We start from the raw sequence: 25,839 nt of genomic DNA, 5'->3' as shown, positions 1-25,839 counted from the left end.
CATGACCAATCCACGCCATAATATCCGCGAAATCCGCGCCCCTCGCGGCCCGGAGCTCAACGCCAAGAGCTGGTTGACCGAAGCGCCGCTGCGCATGCTGATGAACAACCTTGATCCGGACGTTGCGGAAAACCCGAACGAACTGGTCGTTTACGGCGGCATCGGCCGCGCCGCCCGCACCTGGGACGATTTCGACCGTATCGCCGCGACGCTGAAGACGCTGAACGAAGACGAGACGCTGCTGGTGCAGTCCGGCAAGCCGGTCGCCGTATTCCGCACCCACAAGGATGCGCCGCGCGTGCTGATCGCCAACTCCAACCTCGTGCCGCACTGGGCGACCTGGGATCACTTCAACGAGCTGGATAAGAAGGGCCTTGCCATGTACGGCCAGATGACGGCCGGCTCGTGGATATATATCGGCACGCAGGGCATCGTGCAGGGCACCTACGAGACCTTTGTCGAGGCCGGTCGCCAGCACTATAACGGCAACCTGAAGGGCAAGTGGATCCTGACCGGCGGTCTCGGCGGCATGGGCGGCGCACAGCCGCTGGCCGCCGTCATGGCTGGTGCCTGCTGCCTCGCCGTCGAATCCGACGAAACCCGCATCGATTTCCGCCTGCGCACCCGTTATGTCGACGAAAAGGCGAAGACGCTCGACGAAGCGTTGGCCCTGATCGACAAGTGGACGAAGGCTGGTGAAGCCAAGTCTGTCGGCCTGCTCGGCAATGCTGCCGAAATCTTCCCGGAACTGGTGAAGCGCATGAAGGCTGGCGGCCCGCGCCCCGATATCGTCACCGACCAGACTTCTGCCCACGACCCGCTGAACGGCTATCTGCCGGCCGGTTGGACGGTGGCCGAACACAGGGCCAAGCGCGAGAGCGATCCGAAAGCCGTCGAAGCTGCCGCCCGCGCTTCGATGAAGGTGCATGTCGAAGCCATGGTCGCCTTCTGGGATGCTGGCGTGCCGACGCTCGACTACGGCAACAACATTCGCCAGGTCGCCAAGGATGAAGGCTTCGAAAATGCCTTTGCCTTCCCGGGCTTCGTGCCGGCCTATATCCGTCCGCTCTTTTGCCGCGGCATCGGTCCCTTCCGCTGGGCTGCTCTCTCGGGCGATCCGGAAGATATCTACAAGACCGACGCCAAGGTGAAGGAGCTGCTGCCCGACAACAAGCACCTGCACAACTGGCTGGACATGGCGCGCGAGCGTATCGCCTTCCAAGGTCTGCCGGCACGCATTTGCTGGGTCGGTCTCGGCGATCGCCACCGTCTCGGCCTTGCCTTCAACGAAATGGTCAGGAATGGCGAGCTGAAGGCGCCCGTCGTCATCGGCCGCGACCATTTGGACTCTGGCTCGGTCGCTTCGCCGAACCGCGAAACGGAAGCCATGAAGGACGGCTCGGATGCCGTTTCCGACTGGCCGCTGCTCAACGCCCTGCTCAACACCGCATCCGGCGCTACCTGGGTATCGCTGCATCACGGCGGCGGCGTCGGCATGGGCTTTTCCCAGCACTCCGGCATGGTCATCTGCGCCGACGGCACCGATGATGCGGCCAAGCGCCTGGAGCGCGTTCTCTGGAACGACCCGGCAACCGGCGTCATGCGCCATGCCGATGCCGGCTACGACATCGCCCTCGATTGGGCCAAGAAGCAGGGTCTGCGCCTGCCGGCCATCCTGGGGAACTAAGATGAAGCTGCTGCGCGCCAGTGACCACAAGCGCATGCCCTGGAAAAACGGCGGCGGGGAGACGGTGGAGATCGCCGTTTCGCCCGACGGCGCCGGGCTTGCAGACTTCGACTGGCGCGTCAGCATGGCGACCGTTGCCACGGATGGGCCGTTCTCGGTCTTTCCGGGCATCGATCGTACGCTATCCATTCTTGATGGCGAGGGTATGACCCTCTTCATCGAGGGGCGCGGGCCGGAGCGCCTGACGCAGGCGAGCGACCCGCTACCCTTTGCCGCCGATGCGCCAACTTCGGCAACTTTGATTGACGGGACGATCACGGATCTCAATGTGATGACGCGGCGGGCGCGCTTTACGCATTCGGTGCGGCGTGTCTCGGTCGACGGAAATAGCGAAGTCGCTTTCGAGGGCGGGACCAGCCTTGTTCTTTGCCATCGCGGCGATGTCGAGATTGACGATGCTGTGCTTGCCGCGGGCGATTGCCTTCTTGTTTCGAATGACGTCGCCACAAGGCGCTCGATCTCTGGCAAGGCGGAGCTGTTCTGCATCGCCATCGAGGCAATATAGTCGGCTATTAACTGCCCCTGGCTTGACACTCACCCGGCTCGACTATCCTATTTCTGCGCAGCAGAGAGGATGCCTGCATGAGCGACGATCAGATCCCCGCCGATAGCAAGCTCACCACGTCAAAGCGCCGCTGGGCGGCGGAGGGCAAGTTTCTGACGGGGCGCATCAGCCGACCCGAGACCGAGCGGCTGCCGCCGGGGCAGCATCTCGTCAAGAACTGGCCGGTGCTCGATCTCGGCGTGCAGCCACATGTGTCCTTGTCGAGCTGGCGGCTCGATGTGGTCGGTTTCGTGGAAACGCGGCTCAGCCTCGATTGGGCGGCTTTCCAGGCGATCGAGCAAAGCACCCGCGTCAGCGACATCCATTGCGTGACGACCTGGTCGCGCTACGACAATCGCTGGGAAGGGGTTTCGACGCGCGATATGCTCGATCTCGCTATGCCGACGGCCGAAGCGCATCATGTGCTGCTGACGAGTTATGACGGCTACACCACCAACCTCCCTCTTTCGGATTTCGCGGCCGAAGATGCGATCCTCGCCACTGCCTGGGAGGGCCAGCCATTGACCGGCGAGCATGGCGGCCCGATGCGTCTCGTCGTGCCACATCTTTATTTCTGGAAGAGCGCGAAGTGGCTGAACCGCATCGAACTCATCGGTGCCGACAGGGCCGGCTTCTGGGAGAAGAATGGCTATCACATGTATGGCGATCCCTGGCGGGAGCAGCGCTATTCGGACGATTGACGCCCGTAGGATGCTGTCGGCGGAGATATAGCTTAGGTAAACTCGGCAGGAATCGCGGTTTCTTATGTCACCGTGTCAATTTTTGATGGCTGCGGCGCGGGTTTGCGGCTTTGCAATCCATGGCGATGGGCGTATTCAATGATCGTATGATTGTTGCCGGAAGCGCCCGGTCCCTTGAACGCCATTCTCTGAAATTTCATGTCATGACCATTGCCCGGACCACAGATCAGCCTTCCGAAGCAAGTTTCGGCCGGCAGTCCCGCATCATCGCCCTTGTCGTCGCCGTCTCCTTCTTCATGCAGATTCTGGACGGCACCATCGTCACGACCTCATTGCCGCAGATGGCTATGACCTTCGGCATCCAGCCGGTGTCGATGAGCATCGGCATTACGGTCTATCTGTTGACGATGGCGGCCTTCGTGCCGCTGGCGGGCTGGGCCGGCGACCGCTACGGCGCGCGGCGGGTGTTTTTGGCGTCGATCGCCATCTTCACCGTGGCGTCGCTGTTCTGCGGCCTCTCCGGCAATCTCTTCGAATTCGTCATTGCCCGCGCCGTACAGGGCGTCGGCAGCGCGTTGATGACGCCGGTCGGTCGCATCATCGTGCTGAAAAACGCGCGCAAATCCGATCTGGTGCATGCCGTGTCGATGATTACCTGGCCGGCGCTGACGGCTCCGGTCATCGGCCCGGTGCTCGGCAGCTTCATCACCACCTATTTCAGTTGGCACTGGAATTTCCTGATCAATATTCCGATCGGGATCATCGGCCTCGGCCTCGTCCTGCGCTTCGTGCCGGATCAGCGGGAGGAAAAGGTCGCGCGGCTCGATTTCATCGGCTTCCTGCAATCGGCGGCGGGGCTGACCTTCCTGCTGGCCGGTCTGGAGTTCGTGGTCCAGGGGACGACGGGATTGGCGCCCAGCATCGGGCTCATTGCCGCCGGCGTGGTTTTCTCCGTCATCGCCACCCGGCATTTCATGAGGGTCGATGCGCCCTTGCTCGATCTCTCCGCCTTCAAGGTGCAGACCTTCGCCATGTCGACGCTTTCGGCGGGAACGGCAAGCCGGGTTGCGATCAATGCCACGCCCTTCCTGATCCCGCTGCTTTTCCAGGTCGGCTTCGGGCGTACGGCGATCGACGCCGGCACCTATCTGCTCTTCTACTTCGCGGGCAATCTCGGCATGAAGGCGATCACCACGCAGATGTTGAAAGTCTTCGGCTTCCGCAACGTGCTTGTTGTCAATGGCCTGATCTCGTCGGCCAGCATCGGTGGATGCGCGTTTCTGTCGCCGTCGACGCCGGATCTGCTGATATATTGCCTGCTATTCATTGCTGGCCTGTCGCGTTCAATGAACTTCACGGCGCTGAATACGCTCGGCTTTGCCGATATCCATGCGGCGCAGCGCAGTTCCGCCTCGACGCTCTCGAGCATGCTGCAGCAGGTCTCGCTGTTGCTCGGCGTTGCCGTCGCCGCCGCCGTGCTCAATCTCTCGCGCATCATCCATGGCGGAGAGACGCTTTCCCTTGTCGATTTTCACTGGGCTTTTCTGGTCGTTTGCCTCATTGGCGCGGTCTCGTCGCTGCGCTTCCTCCGCTTGCCGCATGATGCGGGTGCCGAGGTGTCGCGGCATCGCATCAAGACATGAACATGGCTTTCAAATAATTGCGATATTTGACCTGCCCGCCGCTGTAAATCGGGTTACAGGCTCCCATATGAATAGAGGTTCAACGCCCATGGGAGGCAGTCTTATGCTGCTTAAAGCTCTTACCATTTCGGCCCTCGTCATCGGAATGTCCAGCGTCGCCATGGCGGGGCCGGCGCATAAACATCGCACCACAACGTTCGACGCACAGGCAATCCAGACCGACGTCGGCAATTTTGACCATTCCAAGGACGCAATCCTTCCGGATGGTACGATCAACACCGATCCGTCTGTGACCGGCCCGATCAGAGCGGGCGATGCGATATCGAGGCTGCAATGCGCGGCGGCGCCAAACGCCGTTGGCGTTTCGAACACATACGCCGCCGGTCCCACCTCGCTTTGCCCTGGGCAGTAGTTTCGAAGCAGACAGGTTAGACCACCTCGATATCGGTCTGGGCGAATGCATCGCTCCGGAACAGAAGCGGCTGGCGATAATAGCGGGCGCAGGCATAGGTCATGCAGTCGTCGAGGCTGAGAGCCGCCGGATGGCGACCCTCGCCGTACCGCTCATGAGCTTCGATCGCCAGAAAGGCGGCCCGCGGCGGAATTGCGAGAAGCTGGATGTTCATCAGCTCCAGAAACGTCCGGACCGCATTCCCGGCGTCGACGATTGTGAGGTCAAGACGGCCGGCGACGCTGATCGCCGCCTGGGTTACCGCTAGCGGCGACGTCATGCGCGCGGTCGCAGCCTGCATGCGGGCGGCAAAGTTGCGGGCTTCTTCCTCATCGGTCATCATTGCGGAAAGCACCGAGGCATCGACAAACATCAGGCATCCCCTTCCGAAAGAGCATCCGCCTTGCTGCCGGCCTTTTGCTTCAGGTTACGACAGAAAGTGATGGCGATATCGACAAGCGACGGCTTGGCAAGCTCCTCGTTCAACGCCTTTTGCAATGCCAGCCGCACGGCTTCGGTTTTGGTGGACGTTTTCGTCAGCGCCTGGTAGCGCCGGGCCAATCGATCGATGGCATCGTCTTTGATGTAGAGAGGCATGGGATATCCATTTCTTTAGTGATGGATATCCTTAAAATATATCCACGAGGAGGACAATCATCGCGGTAGTCGGGATCGGGCAATAGCGGGCACTTCGTCCTAAGAAATGTTTCCGCGATATTTACATGACGAACATCATCTAACGTGATAGCAATAGCTTGATCCCTTAACTTGCAGATTGCGAGGAGCCATCATGTCCGTTACCGATCCTGTCGTTATCGTCTCCGCTACGCGCACGCCGCTCGGCCGTTTCCAGGGCGAATTGTCATCGTTGCAGGCGCCGGAACTCGGCTCCCATGTCATCCGTGCTGCCTTGGAGCGTGCCGGATTGTCGGCGGAGAAGGTGGACGAGGTGCTGTTCGGCTGCGTCCTGCCGGCGGGGCAGGGGCAGGCACCGGCGCGACAGGCGGCGCGCGGCGCGGGAATGCCGGATGCGGTTGGCGCCACCACGATCAACAAGGTCTGCGGTTCAGGCATGAAGGCGACCATGCTGGCGCATGACCTGATCCTTGCCGGTTCCGCCTCGATCGCGGTTTCCGGCGGCATGGAGTCGATGTCGAATGCGCCCTATCTGCTCGCCAAGGCGCGGGGCGGCTATCGCATGGGCCATGACCGCATTTTCGACCACATGATGCTCGACGGGCTGGAAGACGCCTATGAAAAAGGCCGTTCGATGGGCGACTTCGGCGAGCTGGCCGTCGAAGCCTATCAGTTTAGCCGTGGCGATCAGGATGCCTATGCCGTCGAAACGTTGACGCGGGCGCGCAAGGCGATTGAGACGGGGGCATTCGAGGCCGAGATCACGCCGATTTCCGTTGCTGCCAAGGGCGGACCGGTGACGATCGCTAAGGATGAGCATCCGCAGAAAGTCTCGCCGGAAAAAATCCCCGCGCTGAAGCCGGCCTTCCGCAAGGACGGTACCATCACCGCAGCCAGTGCCTCGGCCAATGCGGACGGCGCGGCTGCGCTGGTGCTGACGCGGCGCTCGATCGCCGAGCGTGAGGGACTGCCGATCCTCGCCGAGATCAAGGCGCATGCCACCCATAGCCAGGAGCCGGCGTGGTACACGACCGCGCCGATTCCGGCGATCCGCAAGGTGTTGGACAAGACCGGCTGGAAGGTCGGCGATGTCGACCTCTTCGAGATCAACGAAGCCTTCGCCGTCGTCGCCATGGCCGCCGCCAAGGATCTCGGCATTGCCCGCGACCGCCTCAACGTCAACGGAGGCGCCTGTGCGCTGGGCCATCCGATCGGAGCTACGGGCGCGCGGCTGATCGTAACGCTGCTGCACGCGCTGGAGCGCCAGGGTGCAACGCGAGGTGTCGCCGCACTCTGCATCGGCGGCGGCGAGGCGACGGCGATTGCGGTGGAGCGGGTTGGGTGAGAAGAATCCTGCTGCCAACACCACGATAGGGGAGCGGATTATGTTGTTAGCGCAATGAGCAGGCCAATTATGCCGATTATGCTAAGGAACGTAATCACTAAGGTCTTGGTTGCGGTTTCGAATTCGCCGGCGATTGCCAATGCCCGGCCCAAGAATCCGCCAAAAATGCCGAGCATCAGAGCAACAAGCGTGGGTAAAACTAGCGCGGAGCCGGCCCCTTCAAAGCTGCTCCCCAAAATCATCGAAAGGCACGCCGCAATCAGTGAAAGAGAGACTAGCATCAGAGGCCATGCTCGCTCGATAAGAGCGACGAGAAAGAAACCGATCGTGTACGGCACCAGCAGGCTGACGATCAAATCACACCCCCAAGTTCATTCGGAGGTAGATCCTCGCGTAATGCGATAATACTTAGTGGTTCTTGCCAGTCAAATCTGTGCGTTATTTTCCGATCGTGACGCCGCTGCATGCGCTGCCGCGCCAGGGCGCTGTGCGCAGCGTCGCAGTACTCCGCATCTGCGACGGCGATTGCGAGGGGTCTGGTTGGGTGAGTGGATCGGGGCAAGTCAGGTACGTCTGCCGATGCCGCGCTTGCGTGCCTGGCCCCTCATCCTAGCCTTCTCCCCGCTCATGCGGGGAGAAGGGACGACGGCGCAAAATAACGAGCCTCTTCGCTCCGCTGACCGAGGGTGGCGCGAGGCACCTTAAGCTCCCTCGCCCCGCTTGCGGGGGAGAGGGCTGGGGTGAGGGGCCAGGCACATTGCCGCTGCGTTGATGTATTCGCCTGACCCGCCGCCAAAAATTCTCACCCCTCCGATAGCTCCTCTAGGATCGGGCAGTCCGGCCGCTCATTGCCCTGGCAGGCATGCACGAGATGTTCCAGCGTGCGGCGCAGCTCGGTCAGTTCGCGGATCTTGCGGTCGATCTCGGTGAGCTTCGATGTGGCGATTTCCTTGACGTCGGCGCTGGCACGGCTTTTGTCTTCGTAGAGGGCCAGCAGTTGCCGGCACTCGTCGACGGAGAAGCCGAGGCTGCGGGAGCGGTGCAGGAAGCGTAGCTTGTGCACGTCGTCGGAGCCATAGTCGCGGTAGCCGTTGTCGCCTCGATCGGGGCGGATCAGGCCGATATCCTCGTAGTAACGGATTGTCTTTGCCGGCAGGCCGGAGCGGCCCGATGCTTCGCCGATATTCATGTGAACCCTCCTTATTTCGGTAGAGCGCCGTGCGTTCGTTTGAACGCACAAAGGTCGCTCTAGTCTTTTGAATCTAGAGCATCTTATCCGCTTACAGGCGGTTCCGCCTGAAAGCGGGATGCTCTAGTCTCAGCCGCAGCGCGTTGGCGATGACCGAGACCGAGGACAGGCTCATGGCCGCCGCCGCGATCATCGGCGACAGAAGCAGGCCGAAGACTGGATAGAGCACACCGGCAGCAAGCGGCACGCCGAGAGCATTATAGCCGAAGGCGAAGGCCAGGTTTTGTTTGATGTTGCGGATCGTGGCTTCCGAAAGGTGCCGTGCCCGGACGATGCCGTTGAGATCACCCTTCACCAGGGTGATACCAGCGCTTTCCATCGCGACATCGGCGCCGGTGCCCATGGCGATGCCGACATCGGCTGCGGCCAGCGCCGGCGCATCGTTGACACCGTCACCGGCCATGGCGACCACCTTGCCCTTGGCCCGCAGCTCGTCGATCAGCGTTTTCTTCCCTTCAGGCAACATATCGGCGCGGATTTCGTCGATGCCGAGACGCGCAGCGACGGCCTTGGCGGTCTGGGCGTTGTCGCCCGTTGCCATGATGATCTTCAGCCCGCTATCGTGCAGCGCCTTGATGGCGGCCGCTGTCGTCGGCTTGATCCGGTCGGCAACGGCGACGATGCCGGCCAACCGGCCATCGAAGGCGACGAACATCACGGTCTTGCCTTCACCGCGCAGACGCTCGGTTTCAGCCTGCAGCGCGTCGGTCGCAACGCCGAGATCGGCCATCATCGGGACATTGCCGAGGGCGATCGCCGTATCGCCGGCGCGGCCCTCGACGCCCTTACCGGTCTTTGCCGCGAAGCCGGATATATCGACAAGGCGCGCGCCGCGCTCCTGTGCGCCGGTTACGATCGCTTCGGCCAGTGGATGTTCGGAGCCGCGTTCCAGGCTGGCTGCGAGCGACAGCAGGCGCGCTTCGTCGACGCCGGCGGCGGGGACGACATCGGTCAGGTTTGGCCTGCCCTCGGTCAATGTGCCGGTCTTGTCGACGATCAGCGTGTCGACCTTGGCGAAGCGCTCCAGCGCCTCGGCGTCGCGCACCAGCACACCCTCCTGCGCGCCTCGGCCGGTGGCGATCATGATCGACATCGGCGTGGCAAGCCCCAATGCGCAGGGGCAGGCGATGATCAGGACGGCGACGGCGGCGAGCAGTGCATGCGCCAGCCTCGGCTCCGGTCCGACAAAGGCCCAGACCGCAAAGGCGATGATGGCGGCAACCACGACGGCGGGCACGAAGACCGCCGAAACACGATCCACCATCGTCTGGATCGGCGCGCGGGACCGCTGCGCCTTGGCGACCAACTCGACGATGCGCGACAGCGTCGTTTCCACGCCGACCTTTTCGGCGATCATGATCAGCGTGCCGTTCTTGTTGATCGTACCGCCGGTCAGCGCATCGCCTTCGGTCTTTTCGACCGGGAGCGGCTCGCCCGTGATCATCGATTCGTCGATGGTCGACTGTCCCTCGGCAACGGAGCCGTCTACCGGCACGCGCTCGCCGGGCCGAATGCGCAGTCGGTCGCCGGTCTGGACATGATCGAGAGGCACATCCGTCTCGTTGCCGTCGGCGCCAATGCGGCGGGCGGTCTTGGGCGCGAGGTCGAGCAGCGCGCGGATCGCCGAGCCGGTGCGCTCGCGCGCCTTCAGCTCCAGCACCTGGCCGACAAATATCAGGGCGACGATGACCGCAGCGGCTTCGAAATAAACGGGCACAGCCTCGCCATGGCCGCGAAAGCTCATAGGGAAAATGCCGGGCACAAGCGTCGCCACGAGGCTGTAGAGATAGGCCGTGCCGACGCCGAGGCCGATCAGGGTCCACATGTTGGGGCTGCGGTTGCGAACTGAATTCCACGCCCGGCGGAAGAAGGGGAGAGCGGCCCAGAGCACGACCGGGGTCGCGAGCGCCAGCTCGATCCAGGTGGCGGTGGGCTCGCCGATTTGGTCGCGCAGAGGGAGGCCGAACATCGGCCCCATAGTGAGGATCAACAGCGGCAGCGACAGGGCAGCGCTCATCCAGAGGCGTCGTGTGAAATCGACAAGCTCCGGGTTCGGGCCTTTATCGGCGGCTGGCACCCCCATCGGTTCGAGGGCCATGCCGCATATCGGGCAATCGCCGGGATGATCGCTGATCACCTCGGGGTGCATTGGGCACGTATAGAGCGTGCCCTTCGGCATCGGCCTCGGTGTTGGCTTTTCGTCACCAAGATAGGCCGCCGGCTCGGCTTCGAATTTTGCTTTGCAGTCTGCGGAGCAAAAATAGAATTTCTCGCCCTCATGCTTCAGGAAATGTCGCGCGGTGGCGCGGTCGACATCCATGCCGCAAACCGGGTCTTTGGCCGTCAGGTAATTTTCGGGCGTTGCTTCGAATTTGTCGCGGCAACCTTCGCTGCAGAAGTGGAATGTATGGCCACGATAGTCCAGCGATGGTTTGCCCGCCTTGGGATCGACGGTCATGCCGCAGACGGGATCGCGGATCACCGCATCCTGTGGCGCATCGTGATGATGATGGTGGTGGTCATGTTCGTCGTGGAATGCCATCGGAAACTCCAGCGCTTGGAAGCGAGCGTGGCTAGATTTATGAACCTTCCTGTTACTGGAAGGTCAAGAGGAAAATGGGAAGTACCGTCCACAGTTGAAAGAGGCTGCTTTCTATCCCGATGCCGTCAAGGGTGTTAACTTCCGTTAGATCAAATCAATCATGGGATTCCAATGCGATATGATCTTGCCAACTTGCCGCTGACGACACTTCTGCCCGCGATGACCAGGGCAGAGGATATGCTGGCGCGGCTGGATGAGCGAGCGTTGCGGCATGCTGTCGGCAACGGTTTTCGTGAGCGCGGGCATTTTTTCGATGCCGTTGGCGCGCTCTGGGTTGGCGGCGAACTGGTGCACGTCGAGGATCTGGTACTGCATGATGCACATGTCGACGCTCGCGCGCCGACGCATGAGCTGGTCATTGCGCATGCCGTGCTGCGCGCCCGGCGACGGCTGTGGAGCGCCGAGCCGGACTGGGGGCTGGGAATGGCCGGCATTGCCGCCCTGCGCGGCGACGTCGGCGACGCCGAGGAAACGGCCACTCCGCGCCCCATCTCTATCGAGACGGCCGAAATGGAAGAGGAGGAGGATGACGATGATGATGATTTCGGCATGGACTTTGCCGAGATCGATGCCGTCATCGCCCGCTCCGGCCAGGTGCTGGATGGAAAGATTCCCGAAGCCAGGACGGTGATGGCAGACGATCCGCTCGGCCTGATCCGTGACGACGACTGGAACGAGAACGAGCGGCTGGAGACCTGGCGCGCCGTCATCCACCAGGCCGATCTCCTGCCGCCGGCTTTGGGTGGCGCCGTGCTGTTCGATGCATGGGAGCGGATCGAGCCGCTGCGGCGGCAGCATTGGCTCGGCAGCCTGCTCGTCAGCGCCTATCTTCGCAGTCGCGGCAAAGTCACGTCGCACCTCTTCTGCCTCAATACCGGGCTGAAGTCCGTACGGCGGGAGCGCCGCCGCTCGCCGGATGGCACCATGCGATTGACCGCTTTTCTCGAAGCCATGGCACTATCGGCCGAAGCGGGGCTGAAGGAGCTCGATCGCCTGTCGCTCGCCAAGATACAGATGGAACAGCGGCTCAAGGATCGGCGGTCGAACAGCAGTTTGCCCGGCGTCATCGAGATCGTGCTTTCCCGGCCCATCGTCTCCGCCAGCATGGTTGCCCGCCATGTCGGCGTCACTTCCCGTGGTGCCCTCAATCTGGTGACGGAACTCGGTGTGCGCGAGATGACCGGACGCGGGCGCTATCGCGGATGGGGTGTCCTTTGATGCGGTGAGCGCTAGATTGCTCATCGGAAGGTAGTGCCGTCATTGTTAGAAGGACGGAATGCGGCTAGCCTGATATTCCCGCCTTCACGGACATGCACCCAATGCCTCTGATCGATACCGCCAATGCCTTCATCGAGCTCTTCGCACAACCCGTCCGCGCCACGAATAGCGGCTCGTTGGCGGGGCTGACCTTTGCTGCCAAGGACAATATCGATGTCGAAGGGCGGATCACCGGCAACGGCAATCCGATCTGGCGGCGCGCCCATGGCCCGGCGGCAGCGCATGCGCCTGTCGTCGCCCGGCTGCTGGCAGAGGGGGCAGTGCTCGCCGGCAAGACGCATATGGATGAATTTGCCTATAGTCTGATGGGCACCAACGCGCATTACGGCACGCCGCTGAACAGCGCGGCGCCCGACCGTGTGCCGGGTGGTTCCTCTTCCGGCTCGGCTGCGGCGGTCGCCGCCGGCCTGGTGGAATTCGCGCTGGGGACGGATACCGGCGGCTCGGTACGGCTGCCGGCCTCCTTCAACGGTATTTTCGGCATGCGGCCCAGTCATGGGGCGATCGACATGGGCGGCGTGGTGCCGCTCAGCCCCGGTTTCGATACGCTTGGCTGGTTTGCCCGCGATGTCGAAACGCTGGTTCGCGTCGGTCGCGCCCTTGGTCTTGCCGGCGAGGCGAATTTTTCGACGGCCTGGCTGCCTTCGGATATCTGGACGGGCGTCGATCCGGGACTTGCCGCATTGCTGCGGCCGATGGCGGAAAAGATCGCGGCGTTGTTCGACAAAACCGTTACCGATCCGTTGCCGATCGTCGGGCCGGAAGAAAGGTCAGAAGCCTTTCGCTTCTGGCAGGGCTATGATGCATGGAAAGCGCTGGGCGGCTGGATCGAGGCGCATGATGTCGACCTCGGGCCTGACATCGCCGCGCGTTTCGCCGTGGCGCGATCCGTCAGCGACGAGACCTTTGCCAAGGTCGATGCGGTGCGCCACGAAATTGCTACTGCAATGGACGCGGCACTTGCCGGCGGTTTGGGGATGATCATCCCCACGGGCCCGGGTCCTGCGCCGCGCAGGGATTCATCGCAAGAGATATTCGACGCCTACCGGCAGCAGGCCATAGGCCTCCTCTCCATCGCCGGCCATGCCAGCCTGCCGCAGATTTCCATGCCGGCAGGGAAGATGGACGGCGGACCGGTAGGGCTGTCGGTCATCGGCCGCCGTGGTTGCGATGGCGGGTTGTTGGATCTGCTGAAAAGGCTGTGATGCCTGCCCTCGCGGCCCCTGTTGCCTGATTTTCAGCCCGCATTCGTTGGATAATCGATGGCTGCGCGGCTTGGCAGGAGCCATTTTCCAGTATGCCGACGACGGCGGGAATGATCTCGTCCAGCGGCTGCCCGAACCATAAGCGTCGCTCAGAGTTTGTAAGACAGCGAGGACATGGTGTGCCTTTGCTCATTTGCAACCACAACCCTGGTTTTCGTCCAATGTAACAGTTTGTTGCGCTAAGCCACACAAAAATGGACAAAATTTAATGGCCCTACCAAATTCCTAAGCGACAAGCTGCAAGCTAAAGTCGCGCCTATATCGCACCGGTAGATCATTGAAGCCGGAGCTGTGAAGGAAGGTATGTTGATGGCTCGGACATTTCGGGTCCTGATGTCGGTAGCAGTGATTGGCGCCGTGGCCTACGGCGCCTATGTGACACGCGATCGCTGGCTTGGCAGTGCCGAGCGTCTGCTCGGCTATCAGAGCGCGGCCGCGCCCGGCGAGCAGGCCCAGGGCGAACACCGTGGCAATCAGGGGCTGGGTTTTGGCCAAGGCGGCGGACGGCGGCGTGGCAGTCTTTCGCAATTCACCGGTCCGGTTCCAGTGCTGGCGGCGGATGCGAAATCCGCCGACGTCCCGGTCTATATCGACGGTGTCGGCTCGGTAAAGGCGCTGAACACGGTGACGGTTCGCGCCCAAGTCAGCGGCAAGATTGTCGAAATCGGTTTCGAGGAAGGCCAGGACATCAAGAAGGGCGACGTCATCGCCCGCATCGACGATGCCGTCTATAAGGCCCAGCTCGACCAGGCCATTGGCAAGAAGGCGCAGGACGAGGCATTGCTGGCCGGCGCGAAACGCGATCTCGATCGTTTTCAGCGCATGGTGCAGAGCGCTTCGGGCACGCAGCAGCAGGTCGATACCCAGATATCGCTTGTGGCGCAATATACGGCGGCGATCCAGTCCGACCAGGCAGCCATCGAAAGCGCGCAGGCGAGGCTCGACTATACGACGATCGAGGCGCCGATCCACGGACGCACCGGCATCCGCAATGTCGATGTCGGCAATCTCGTCAGTTCGTCCGATGCAACGGGCATCGTGACGCTGTCGCAAATCAAGCCGATTTCCATCCTGTTCTCCATTCCGCAGCAGCAGCTTGCCCGCGTCAATGCGGCGAGCGCGGCGGGTGCACTTTCCGTCCAGGCGATCGCAAGCAACGGTCAGACGGTGATCGACAACGGCACGCTGGCGGTGGTCGACAACCAGGTCGATCCGACCACGGGTACGGTGAAGCTGAAGGCCAATTTTCCGAACGACAAGCTGGCGCTCTGGCCCGGCGCCTTCGTCAACGCCCGCCTGCTGGTCGAGACGCTGAAGGGCGTGACGGTCATTCCGACCGCTGCCGTGCAGCGTGGCCCGAACGGCACCTTTGTCTACATCGTCCGACAGGATCAAACGGTTGCCATGAAGCCGGTAACGGTGCGCCAGCAGGACGATGTACAGGCCGTCATCGCCGATGGCGTAGCCCCGGGCGACAAGGTGGTGACGACGGGCTTTGCGCGCCTACAGGACGGTTCGAAAGTACAGATTTCCGAAGGGGCCGGCGCGGGCGCACCGCCTGCAACGACGCCCGCGGTCGATGGGCAGCCGGTTGCCGAAAACGCAAACCAAACCAATCAGACCCAAACCAACGGCAATACGGCCAGTGATGGCCAGCGGCCGCATCGCCAGCATAATGGCCAGGGCGGTGGCAATGGTGGTCACCGCAGGCAGAAGGCGGATGGTGCCGGCGGCAATGATGCCAATCCCAACGCCAATACCGGCGGGGGCGATGCCGCTTCCACCAATCCACCCGCTACGTCAACTCAACAGCAATGAACGTCTCGTCGCTCTTCATCTCCAGGCCTGTCGCCACCTCGCTTCTCGGGGTCGCGGTGCTGTTGGGCGGCATTCTCGGCTTTCTCTTCCTTCCGGTCGCTCCGCTGCCGCAGGTGGATTTTCCGACGATCCAGGTGACGACGCAACTGCCGGGCGCCGATCCCGATACGATGGCGGCATTGGTGACCGCGCCGCTGGAGCGGCCGCTCGGGCAGATCCCGTCGTTGGCGTCGATGACCTCCTCGAGTGCCTTCGGCATCAGCCAGATCACCCTGCAGTTCGATCTCGGCCGCGATATCGATGGCGCGGCCCAGGATGTGCAGGCGGCGATCAATGCCGCCGGTTCGACATTGCCGCGCACGTTGCCCTATCCGCCGACCTATTCGAAGGTGAACCCCGCCGATACGCCGATCGTCACGCTGGCGCTGCGCTCCAACAGCTATTCGATCCGCGAACTCAGCGATTTCGCCGATACGATGATGGCACAGCGACTAAGCGAAGTCTCAGGGGTCGGCGATGTCAACATCCAGGGCGGCGTCAAGCCGGCGATCCGCATTCAGGCCGACCTGCCGCGGCTTGCCTCTTATGGTCTGGCGCTGGAGGATCTGCGCACCGCGATCACCAATGCCAGCGTTGCCGGCGCCAAAGGTGCGCTCGACGGCACGCAGCAGAGCTTCACGCTCGCCGCCAATGATCAGATCGTCGATCCCGACATCTACAAGTCCGTGATCGTCGCCTATCGCAACAATGCGCCGGTGCAGTTGAAGGATGTCGCCACCGTCGTCGAAGGGCTGGAGAACAACCGTGTCGGCGCCTGGTATCAGGGTCAGCCGGCTGTCATCCTCGACATCATGCGCCAGCCGGGCGCCAACGTCATCCAGACGGTCGAGGGCGTGCAGAAGCAGATCCCGCGGCTGAAGCAGGCGCTGCCGGCCGGTATCTCGCTTGACATCGTCAACGACCGCACCGAGACGATCCGCGCTTCGATCCATGATGTGCAATGGACGCTCGTCGTCAGCATCGGCCTGGTCATCCTCGTCGTCCTGCTATTCCTGCGGACGGTGACGGCGACCTTCATCGCCGGTGTGGCCTTGCCACTGTCGCTGATCGCGACTTTCGGCGTCATGTGGTTCGCCGGCTTCAGCCTCGACAATCTATCGCTGATGGCGCTCACCATTGGCACTGGCTTCGTCGTCGACGACGCCATCGTGATGATCGAGAACATCGCCCGCCATATCGAGGAGGGCGAGAGCCCGATGCAGGCGGCGCTGAAGGGCGCCGGCGAGATCGGCTTCACCATCATCTCGCTGACCTTCTCGCTGATCGCCGTCTTCATCCCGCTGCTGTTCATGACCGGCATCGTCGGGCGTATGTTCCGCGAGTTCGCATTGACGCTGACCATCGCCGTGGTGGTGTCGGCGGTGATTTCGCTGACGTTGACGCCCATGATGTGCGCCCGCATCCTGCGCAAGCCGAAGGAGCATCGCGGCGGTTTGCTGGCGGGCACCGATCGCGGCATGGGACGGCTGGTCGAAGGCTACCGTCGCAGCCTCGTCTGGGCGGTGGACCGCAGTGGATTCATGCTGCTGGTCACGGTGGCGACGCTTGCCGCTACGATCGCGCTTTACATTGTCATTCCGAAAGGCTTCCTGCCGCCGCAGGATACCGGCCTGATCACCGCCGTCGTCGAAACCGAGCCGACCATCTCCTTCGAAGCGATGAAGCAGACGCAGGAGATCGTGGCCGAGCGGTTACGCAAAGACCCTGATGTAACCGGTATCGTCTCGGTTGTTGGCACCAGCGCCAGCAACCTGACGCCCAACACCGGCAATCTCAGCCTGGTACTGAAGCCCAGGAGCCAGCGCGCGGCGTCGGCGGCCGATATCATCGACCGCATGCGTGGCGAAGTGGCCGATCTGCCCGGCATCCACGTTACGTTCCAGAGCGTGCGAGGCATCTCGATCAGCACGCGCGTCAGCCGCGCACCCTATCAATATACGCTGACCGGCACGGATACGGCGACGGTGGTGGACTGGGCGGAAAAACTGGCGCAGCGGCTGCAGCAGAGCCCGAAGCTGATCGACGTCGCCTCGGAAGTCGAGATGGGCGGCGGCCGCATCTTCGTCAATGTCGACCGCGAAACCGCTTCGCGACTCGGCGTCTCGATGCAGGCCGTCAGCGACACGCTGAACGACGCTTTCGGCCAGCGCCAGATCGCCACGATCTATGGGCAAGTCAATCAGTATCGCGTCATCCTCGAGGCTGCACCGCAATATCAGTCCGATCCGAAATCTCTTGACAAGCTCTACGTCGCCGGCGCCAGCGATACACAGGTGCCGCTCAACGCCTTTACGACGGCGTCGTTCATGACGGCGCCGTTGGTCATCAGCCATGACGAACAGTTTCCGGCCGTGACGCTCAGTTTCGATCTCGCCAAGGGCGCGTCGCTGAGTGAAGCCGTCACCGAGATTCAGGCGGCGGAGCGCGATATCGGCATGCCAAGTTCGATCCAGCGCAATTATTCCGGCGATGCAGAGGAATTTGCCTCGTCGCTTGCGGGCGAGCCCTGGCTGATCCTGGCGGCTGTCGTGACGATCTATATTGTCCTTGGCCTGCTTTACGAGAGCGCCGTGCATCCCGTGACGATCCTGTCGACTTTGCCGTCTGCGGGCGTCGGTGCGCTGCTGGCATTGATGCTGTTCGGACAGGACCTGTCGATCATCGCACTGATCGGCATCGTGCTGCTGATGGGTATCGTGAAGAAGAACGCGATCATGATGATCGACTTCGCGCTGGAGGCCGAACGCAAGGAGGGGTTGGCGCCGCGCGAGGCGATCCTGAAAGCCTCGATCCTGCGTTTCCGCCCGATCATGATGACGACGCTTGCGGCGCTCTTCGGCGCACTGCCATTGGCGTTGGCGCAAGGTACCGGAGCGGAGCTGCGCATCCCGCTCGGCATCACCATCATCGGCGGCCTGGTGCTGTCGCAGCTTCTGACGCTCTATACGACGCCGGTGATCTATCTTGCTTTCGAAAGCCTGCGTGCCCGGATCGTCGGGCGTCCGACGGGCACGCCGGCTCCGGAACTGGACGAAGTCGCGGGTGGCGGGACATGAGCCTCTCCGAGCCTTTCATCAAACGTCCTGTCGGAACGACGCTTCTGGCGATCGGGCTGATGATCCTCGGCATCGTTTCCTATCGCTTCCTGCCGGTGGCGAGCCTGCCGACTGTCGATCTGCCGACGATCGTCATTTCCGCCAGCCGTCCCGGCGCCGACCCGGCCAGCATGGCGGCAAGCGTCGCGGCGCCGCTGGAGCGACATCTCGGCACGATTGCCGGCATCACGCAGTTGACTTCGGTCAGTTCGCTTGGATCGAGCAGCATCGTCGCGCAATTCGATCTGTCGCGCAGCGTCGACGGCGCGGCGCAGGACGTGCAGGCAGCGCTGAACGCGGCGGCGACCGACCTGCCCGGCGATCTGCCGACCTTGCCTTCCTTCCGCAAGATCAACCCGGCGGCGGCGCCTGTGCTGATCCTGGCGCTGACATCGGACAATGTGTCGCCGAGCGCCATCTATGACGCGGCCGATACCGTGGTGGTGCAGCGCATCTCGCAGGTGGACGGCGTCGGCGGCGTCACGGTCAGCGGCGCCGACCAGCCGGCCGTGCGCGTCAGGCTCGATCCCGATAGGCTCTCCGCCATGGGTCTGTCGCTGGACAGCGTTCGCACGGCAATCGTCAACGCCAATGTGCTCGGCCCCATCGGCTCGATCGACGGCAACAGCGCCGCCTTCTCCATTTCCATGAATGGCCAGCTTCGGACGCCGGAAGATTATGGCCGGATCATCGTGCAGAGCGGCGACGGCACGGCCGTTCGTCTCTCCGATATCGCCACCGTCGAGCCCGGCGTGCGCAATAGCCGCTCGGATGCCTGGTATGACGGCAAACCGGCCGTGCTGCTCAACATCACCAAGGAAGCGAACGCCAACGTCATTGCCACGGTGGATGGCGTCAAGGCGCTGATCCCCGAATTGCAGAGCCTCATTCCGTCCGGTGTCCACATCTCGGTTCTTTCCGACCGCACCACGACGATCCATGCCAGCGTCACCGATATGCAATGGACGCTGCTTGCCACCATCTGCCTGGTCATGGCCGTGGTCTTCGTCTTCCTGCGGCGCGCTACGACGACTTTCGCAGCCGGGGTCACCGTGCCGTTGTCGCTCTGCGGCACTTTCGCCGCCATGTGGCTTTTCGGGCTGTCGATCGACAATCTGTCGCTGATGGCGCTTGCCGTTTCCGTCGGCTTCGTCGTCGACGATGCCATCGTGATGATCGAGAACATCTATGCCAATCTCGAAACCGGCATGAAGCCGATGCGGGCCGCACTTGAGGGCGCGAAACAGATCGGCTTCACGGTCGTTTCGATCAGCCTTTCACTGCTTGCCGCCTTCATTCCCCTGTTCTTCATGGGCGGCATCGTCGGCCGCTTCTTCCAGACTTTCTCGCTGACGCTCGGTTTCACCATCGTCGTCTCGACCCTGGTATCCCTGACGCTGACGCCGATGATCTGCGGCCACCGGCTGCGGGCGCGCGACATGGAGGCTCGACCGGGCCTGTTCGGCCGGATCGTCGAAGGAACGCTCGGCGCAATCACCAATTTCTACGGCCGGACGCTGAAGGCGGTGCTGCATCATCGCGTGCTCTCCGTCCTCGTCATCCTCGCTTGCGTCGTCATATCAGCCTATCTCTATATCAAGGTACCGAAGGGCTTCATTCCGCAGGATGATACCGGCTTCATCCAGGGCGGTACGCAGGCGGCGACCGACATCTCCTATCCCGCCATGGTCAAGCTGCAGCAGCAGGCGGCCGATCTCGTTGGCAGGGATCCCGCCGTCTCCGGTGTCGGCTCGTCCGTGGGCGGCGGCGGGTTTTCCAGCTCGATCAATCGCGGGCAATTGTTCATTTCTCTGAAGCCCGAATCGGAACGCGTCTCGACCTCCGAGGTGATAGACCGGCTGCGCAAGCAACTGATGGCCATTCCCGGTCTCAGCACCTTCCTGTTTTCGCCGGTCGATATTCGCGCCGGCGGGCGCCAATCGCAGTCGCAATATCAGTTCACGCTCTGGGGCGCGAATTACGACGAGCTGGTGGATTGGGCGCCGAAAGTGCTGGCACGCCTGCAGACGCTGCCGGGGCTGACCGATGTCGCTACCGACCGGCAGCCGAACGGCTTGCAGGCGACGGTCAATATCAATCGTGATGAAGCCTCGCGGCTCGGCGTCAGCATCCAGTCGATCGACGCGGCGCTCAACAACGCCTTCGCGCAGCGGCAGGTGTCGACCATCTATACCCAGCGCAATCAATATCGCGTGGTGCTGGAGGCCGATCCCAGCTATGCCCGCGATCCCAATGATATTTCCAAGCTTTACGTGCCGGCGTCTGGCGGCATCCAGATCCCGCTCAGTGCGGTGGCCTCGGTCGAACGGACTCTGGCGCCGCTGGTGGTCAATCATCAGGGGCAATATCCTTCCGTCACCATCTCCTACAATCTGGCGCTCAATACCACGCTGGAGGCAGCAAACGATGCCATTCAACAGGCGGTGCTCCAAATGCATCTGCCGGATACGCTGCATGCGGATTTTGCCGGCGATGCGGCCAGCATCACGCAATCTTCGAGCAGCCAGCCGCTGTTGCTCCTGGCGGCGCTGCTGACGGTCTATATCGTCCTCGGGATCCTCTACGAGAGCCTGGCGCACCCGTTGACGATCATCTCGACGCTACCATCAGCCGGGCTCGGGGCGCTGCTGGCGCTGGTCATCAGCGGCACGGAACTGACGATCATTGCGTTCATCGGCATCATCCTTCTGATCGGCATCGTCAAGAAGAACGGCATCATGATGGTGGATTTCGCGCTGCAGGGCGAACGCAAGCTCGGCCTTCCGTCGGAAGAGGCGATCTACGAGGCTTGCCTGAAACGCTTCCGGCCGATCCTGATGACCACGCTCGCCGCCTTGATGGGCGCCATCCCGCTGATCATCGCCACCGGCCCCGGCGCCGAACTCCGCCGTCCCCTCGGCATCACCATCGTCGGCGGCCTGATCGTCTCGCAGGTGCTGACACTCTACACGACGCCAATCATCTACCTGATGCTGGCAAAGCTGCACAGCCGGTGGTCGACGAAGCAACCGGCAGAGACGCCGATGTCCTCGACGTCGGCATGATTGGGTTACTTTGGAAGCGTGTGAGTGTCAGGCGCCGCGTTCAATCACAATCTTGAGCGCATTGCGGTGGCCGTCCCAATAGGGAAGCGCTTTTTCCGCTTCTTCAAAAGGGAAGACCTTCGAGATCAGCGCGTTGGCCTTATCGCCGATCTCCTCGAGATGGCTGATGACGTTTTGAAAATCGCGCATCAGGGCGTTGCGGGAGCCCATGATGTCGAGTTCCTTCAGGTTGAAGAATTGTGTCTGGTAGGTGACCGGCGCCTTGGAATAGCCGACATAGACGACACGGCCGCCAAAGCAGGCGAGATCGATGGCTTGGGTGAAGGTCGCGGGCAGGCCGACCGCCTCGAAAGCGACATCCACGCCATCGTCACCCGTCAGTTCGCTGACCCTGGCGACGACATCCTCGCTGCCCGCATCGATCGCCTCGACGGCGCCGAACTGCCGGGCAAGCGCACGTTTCTCCTCGCTGAGATCGACGGCGATGACCTCGGCGCCGCGAGCGACGGCGGCGATCAAGACGCCCATGCCGATCATGCCGCAGCCAAGCACAACGACGCGATCGCCTTTCGCCACTCGCCCACGTTCGACCGCGTGAAAGCCGACGGACAGCGGCTCGACCAAAGCCAGATGGCGCGGCGGCAGCGTATCGTTGAGGATCAGCTTTTCAGCCGGCAGCACGATCTCCTCGGCCAGACCGCCATCCTGCTGCACGCCGAGCGTCTTGTTGTAGCGGCAGGCATTGAGCCGGCCCTTGCGGCAGGAGGTGCATTCGCCGCAATTGGTATAGGGCATGACGATGACACGGCGGCCGAGTGCATAGGCGGGATCAACACCGGGGCCGACGGCAAGGATCTCGCCGCCGATTTCATGGCCGGGAATGCGCGGCAGCTTCACTAGCGGGTTGAGGCCCTTGAAGGTGTTGAGGTCGCTGCCGCAGAGCCCGATGTGCCGGACACCGACGCGGACCTGGCCGGCGCCCAACGGTCCTTCCGGGACTTCGTGGAAGCGCGTCACGTTTTCCGCCTCGATCATCAAAGCCCTGATCACAGCATTCTCCTCCCTTAAAAGCCATGCAAGTGACGCTTCTTAAAGCAATTCCAGGAAAAGTGCGAAGCGGTTTTCCGTCCGGAATGCGTAAAAACAAAGGTGTAGAGCGGGAAAGCGATTCCGTGAAACGCTGAACCGCTCTAGTGCGCCGTGTCCGGGGTTGGCTCGGATGTAGTGGTGCTTGTCGGCCGCTTCCCGCCCTTGAAGATGCGACGCACGGAGACGAAGAGCAAGGGGATGAAGAAGATGCCGAGTACGGTCGCCGAGATCATGCCGCCCATGACGCCGATGCCGATCGAGTTCTGGCTGCCGGAGCCTGCGCCGTTGGCGATCGCCAGCGGCATCACGCCGAGGATGAAGGCGAGCGAGGTCATCAGGATCGGTCGAAGGCGCTGACGGGCCGCTTCCAGCGTCGCCGGGATCAGATCCTTGCCGTTCGCCTGCTGCTCGATCGCGAATTCGACGATCAGAATGGCGTTCTTGGCCGCCAATCCTATGGTCGTCAGCAGGCCGACCTTGAAATAGACGTCGTTCGACTGGCCGAAAATGGTGGCGGCGAGAAGGGCACCGAAAATGCCGATCGGCACCGACAGCATGACGGCAAGCGGGATCGACCAGCTTTCGTAGAGGGCGGCCAGCGCCAGGAAGACGACCAGGATGGAGATGGCATAGAGCTGGGTCGCCTGATTGCCGGAAAGCTTTTCCTGGGCCGAGAGGCTCGTCCATTCATGGCTGAAGCCCGGCGGCAAGCTTGCCATGATCTGGTCGATCTGGTTCATGGCGTCGCCGGAGGAGACGCCGGGAGCGGCGGAACCCTGGATTTCGACGGCGGACGAGCCGTTGTAGCGTTCGAGACGCGGCGAGCCATAGGTCCATTCGCCCTTCGAGAAGGCGGAGAAGGGCACCATGGCACCATCGGAATTGCGCACATACCAGCGGCCGAAATCCTCCGGCTGCATGCGGAAATTCTTATCTGCCTGAACATAGACCTTCTTGACGCGGCCACGATCGATGAAGTCGTTGACATAGGTACCGCCCCAGGCGGTCGAGAGCGTCGTGTCAATGTCGGAGAGTGCGATGTTCAGCGCGCTCGCCTTTTCCTGATCAATGTTCAGCGAATATTGCGGCGTGTCTTCCTGGCCGTTGGGACGCGTGCCGAAGAGCTTCTTATTCTGCGCCGCTGCGCCAAGTAACTGGTTGCGGGCGGCGATCAGGTTAGCATGGCCTGCGCCGTTGATGTCCTTGATGAAGAAATCGAAACCGCTGGAGCTGCCGAAGCCAGGAATGGCCGGCGGCGCGAGCGCAAAGACGCTGCCATCCTTGATTTTCGAAAAGGCGCCCATGGCGCGGCCGGCAATCGCCTGTGCTTTCGATTGTGGCGTCTTCCGCTCGGCAAAGTCCTTCAATCGGACGAAAACGATGCCGACATTCTGGCCCTGACCGCTGAAGCCGAAACCGGCGACGGCGAAAGCGCCTTCGACATAGTCTTTCTCATTGTTGAGATAGTAGTCCTTCACCGTGTTAAGTACGGCCCAGGTGCGGGAATTCGTGGCACCCGGCGGAAGCTGGATCGCGGTCAGGAGGATGCCCTGATCCTCATCCGGCAGGAACGAGCTCGGCAGGCGGTTGAACAGATAGCCGACGGCGCCGCCGATCAACACGAAAACCAGCAAGAAGACCGCCGTCAGGCGGATCATGCCGTGAATGCCGCTTTGGTAGCGAAGCGTTGCGCGCTCGAAATTGCGGTTGAACCATCCGAAGGCGCCACGCTGCTTGGAACCGTGCTCGGGCCTCTTCAGAATGGTGGCGCAGAGTGCCGGCGTGAGGATCAGCGCGACGATGACCGACAGGATCATCGCCGAGACGATCGTCACCGAGAACTGCCGGTAGATGACGCCGACGGAACCCGAGAAGAAGGCCATCGGAATGAACACAGCAGAGAGAACCGTCGCGATGCCGATCAAAGCGCCGGTGATTTCCTGCATCGACTTGATCGTCGCCTCGCGCGGCGAAAGACCTTCCTCCTCCATCACGCGCTCGACGTTTTCGACGACGACGATCGCGTCGTCGACCAAGAGGCCGATCGCCAGCACCATGCCGAACATTGTCAATGTGTTGATCGAATAGCCAAACAGCGACAGCACGCCGAAGGTGCCGAGCAGCACGACGGGGACGGCGAGCGTCGGGATCAAGGTGGCGCGGATGTTCTGCAAGAAGACGAACATGACGATGAAGACGAGTACGATAGCTTCGAACAGCGTCTTGACCACGTCTTCGATCGATAGCTTGACGAAGGGCGTCGTGTCGTAGGGATAGACGATTTCGACATTCGGCGGGAGAGTCTGGCTCAAGCTGCTGATGGTCGATCTCACCGCTTCCGCGGTATTGATGGCATTGGCGCCGGAAGCGAGCATGACGGCAAGACCGGCCGAGGGATGGCCGTTATAGGTGCTCGACGTGGTGTAGCTTTCCGCTCCAAGCTCGACCGTCGCGACATCGTTGAGGCGGACCAGCGAGCCATCGGACTGGCTCTTCAGGATGATGTTGTTGAACTGCTCGGGCGTCTGCAGGCGGCTCTTGGCCGTGACCGTCGCGTTGAGCTGCTGGCCCTTGCGCTGCGGCAGCGCACCGAGCTGGCCGGCCGAGACCTGCGAATTCTGCGACTGGATCGCGTTGGTGACGTCGCTGACCATCAACTGGTATTTGGCCAGCTTATCCGGATCGACCCAAATGCGCATGGCGTAGCCGGCGCCGAAGATCTGGGTGTTGCCGACGCCTTCGATGCGCTTCAGCGTGTCATTCAGCGTGCTGGAAACATAGTCGGCAAGGTCGTTGGAATTCAGCTTGCCGTCTTTCGACACGAAGCCCACGACCATCAGGAAGTTCGATGTCGACTTGGAAACAGTGATACCCGTCGACTGCACCGTTTGCGGCAATTGCGCGGTGACGAGCTGCAGCTTGTTCTGCACCTGCATCTGCGCGACGTCGGAATCGGCCTTGTTAGTGAAGGTCAGCGAGATGGAGGCCTGGCCCGTCGATGTCGACGTCGATGTCATGTAGTCGAGATTGTCGATGCCGGTCATGCCCTGCTCGATGACCTTGGTCACCGAATTCTCGACGGTTGCGGCATCCGCGCCGGGATAGTTCGCGTTGATGCTCACCGTCGTCGGTGCGATCTGCGGATATTGCGAGATCGACAGCGTCAGGATCGACAACGCGCCGGCCAGCATGATGACGATGGCGATGACCCAGGCAAAGATCGGCCGGTCGATGAAAAAACGCGACATCGC

The 25,839-nt window shown here is 62.1% G+C and carries 18 protein-coding genes; 11 read left to right on the top strand and 7 right to left on the bottom strand.

The genetic code is table 11. The features are described 5' to 3' along the window. Position 1 precedes the first annotated feature (1 nt). The 5 genes from hutU (at position 2) to QA648_RS15865 (ending at position 5,047) form a co-directional block, all read left to right on the top strand. Positions 2–1,687, top strand: a complete 1,686-nt coding sequence (gene hutU, locus QA648_RS15885) for a urocanate hydratase (RefSeq protein WP_283047962.1) — start codon at positions 2–4, stop codon at positions 1,685–1,687. 1 nt (position 1,688) lies between these two features. Beyond that, on the top strand, positions 1,689–2,252 hold the full coding sequence (locus QA648_RS15880; RefSeq protein WP_283047961.1) for a HutD family protein: 564 nt from the start codon (positions 1,689–1,691) through the stop codon (positions 2,250–2,252). Between the two features lie 77 nt (positions 2,253–2,329). Next, positions 2,330–2,992 (top strand): sulfite oxidase-like oxidoreductase, encoded by a 663-nt coding sequence (locus QA648_RS15875; protein WP_283047960.1) that lies wholly within the window; start codon positions 2,330–2,332, stop codon positions 2,990–2,992. Positions 2,993–3,195: 203 nt separating this feature from the next. After that, a complete protein-coding gene (locus QA648_RS15870) occupies positions 3,196–4,635 on the top strand; it encodes an MFS transporter (protein ID WP_104825260.1) in 1,440 nt (479 codons plus the stop codon). Positions 4,636–4,738: 103 nt separating this feature from the next. Beyond that, positions 4,739–5,047, top strand: coding sequence for a hypothetical protein (locus tag QA648_RS15865; RefSeq protein WP_104824741.1), 309 nt, complete (start codon positions 4,739–4,741; stop codon positions 5,045–5,047). 16 nt (positions 5,048–5,063) lie between these two features. Here QA648_RS15865 and QA648_RS15860 read toward each other — a convergent pair whose 3' ends face one another. After that, a complete protein-coding gene (locus QA648_RS15860) occupies positions 5,064–5,459 on the bottom strand; it encodes a type II toxin-antitoxin system VapC family toxin (protein WP_104824740.1) in 396 nt (131 codons plus the stop codon). Then, positions 5,459–5,683 (bottom strand): type II toxin-antitoxin system VapB family antitoxin, encoded by a 225-nt coding sequence (locus tag QA648_RS15855; protein ID WP_283047959.1) that lies wholly within the window; start codon positions 5,681–5,683, stop codon positions 5,459–5,461. Before QA648_RS15855 ends, QA648_RS15860 begins: the two co-directional genes overlap by 1 nt. A gap of 193 nt (positions 5,684–5,876) precedes the next feature. Between QA648_RS15855 and QA648_RS15850 the strand changes: the two genes are divergently transcribed. After that, positions 5,877–7,067, top strand: coding sequence for an acetyl-CoA C-acyltransferase (locus tag QA648_RS15850; protein WP_283047958.1), 1,191 nt, complete (start codon positions 5,877–5,879; stop codon positions 7,065–7,067). Between the two features lie 38 nt (positions 7,068–7,105). Here QA648_RS15850 and QA648_RS15845 read toward each other — a convergent pair whose 3' ends face one another. The 3 genes from QA648_RS15845 to QA648_RS15835 form a co-directional block, all read right to left on the bottom strand. Continuing rightward, positions 7,106–7,423 carry a hypothetical protein gene (locus tag QA648_RS15845; protein WP_283047957.1) on the bottom strand — a complete coding sequence of 106 codons (318 nt, stop codon included), beginning with the start codon at positions 7,421–7,423 and terminating at the stop codon, positions 7,106–7,108. Between the two features lie 446 nt (positions 7,424–7,869). Then, positions 7,870–8,256, bottom strand: coding sequence for a Cu(I)-responsive transcriptional regulator (gene cueR, locus QA648_RS15840; RefSeq protein ID WP_104824736.1), 387 nt, complete (start codon positions 8,254–8,256; stop codon positions 7,870–7,872). Between the two features lie 91 nt (positions 8,257–8,347). Next, on the bottom strand, positions 8,348–10,858 hold the full coding sequence (locus QA648_RS15835; protein ID WP_283047956.1) for a heavy metal translocating P-type ATPase: 2,511 nt from the start codon (positions 10,856–10,858) through the stop codon (positions 8,348–8,350). 171 nt (positions 10,859–11,029) lie between these two features. Here QA648_RS15835 and QA648_RS15830 point away from each other — a divergent pair, with 171 nt between their 5' ends. The 5 genes from QA648_RS15830 to QA648_RS15810 all read left to right on the top strand — a co-directional run bounded on the left by QA648_RS15830 (position 11,030) and on the right by QA648_RS15810 (position 21,499). After that, complete coding sequence (locus QA648_RS15830) at positions 11,030–12,136, top strand: RHE_PE00001 family protein (protein WP_283047955.1); 1,107 nt, start codon at positions 11,030–11,032, stop codon at positions 12,134–12,136. A gap of 101 nt (positions 12,137–12,237) precedes the next feature. Continuing rightward, positions 12,238–13,401: an amidase gene (locus QA648_RS15825; RefSeq protein WP_283047954.1), complete on the top strand. Its 1,164-nt coding sequence runs from the start codon at positions 12,238–12,240 to the stop codon at positions 13,399–13,401. 369 nt (positions 13,402–13,770) lie between these two features. Beyond that, entirely contained in the window at positions 13,771–15,279 is a 1,509-nt protein-coding gene (locus tag QA648_RS15820) for an efflux RND transporter periplasmic adaptor subunit (RefSeq protein WP_283047953.1), read from the top strand. Continuing rightward, positions 15,276–18,395 carry an efflux RND transporter permease subunit gene (locus tag QA648_RS15815; RefSeq protein ID WP_283047952.1) on the top strand — a complete coding sequence of 1,040 codons (3,120 nt, stop codon included), beginning with the start codon at positions 15,276–15,278 and terminating at the stop codon, positions 18,393–18,395. Before QA648_RS15820 ends, QA648_RS15815 begins: the two co-directional genes overlap by 4 nt. Further along, a complete protein-coding gene (locus QA648_RS15810; protein ID WP_283047951.1) occupies positions 18,392–21,499 on the top strand; it encodes an efflux RND transporter permease subunit in 3,108 nt (1,035 codons plus the stop codon). The genes QA648_RS15815 and QA648_RS15810 overlap by 4 nt, the downstream gene beginning before the upstream one ends. A gap of 27 nt (positions 21,500–21,526) precedes the next feature. On the opposite strand, the gene QA648_RS15805 is transcribed toward QA648_RS15810, so the two are convergent. Next, complete coding sequence (locus QA648_RS15805) at positions 21,527–22,549, bottom strand: zinc-binding alcohol dehydrogenase family protein (RefSeq protein WP_283047950.1); 1,023 nt, start codon at positions 22,547–22,549, stop codon at positions 21,527–21,529. Positions 22,550–22,689: 140 nt separating this feature from the next. Then, positions 22,690–25,836, bottom strand: coding sequence for an efflux RND transporter permease subunit (locus tag QA648_RS15800; RefSeq protein ID WP_283047949.1), 3,147 nt, complete (start codon positions 25,834–25,836; stop codon positions 22,690–22,692). Positions 25,837–25,839 lie beyond the last annotated feature (3 nt).

The sequence above is a fragment of the Rhizobium sp. CB3171 genome, assembly GCF_029714265.1.
Classification (GTDB): domain Bacteria; phylum Pseudomonadota; class Alphaproteobacteria; order Rhizobiales; family Rhizobiaceae; genus Rhizobium.
The sequence above is the reverse complement of the archived record's forward strand: the minus strand, read 5'-3'. Positions and strand labels throughout refer to the sequence as shown.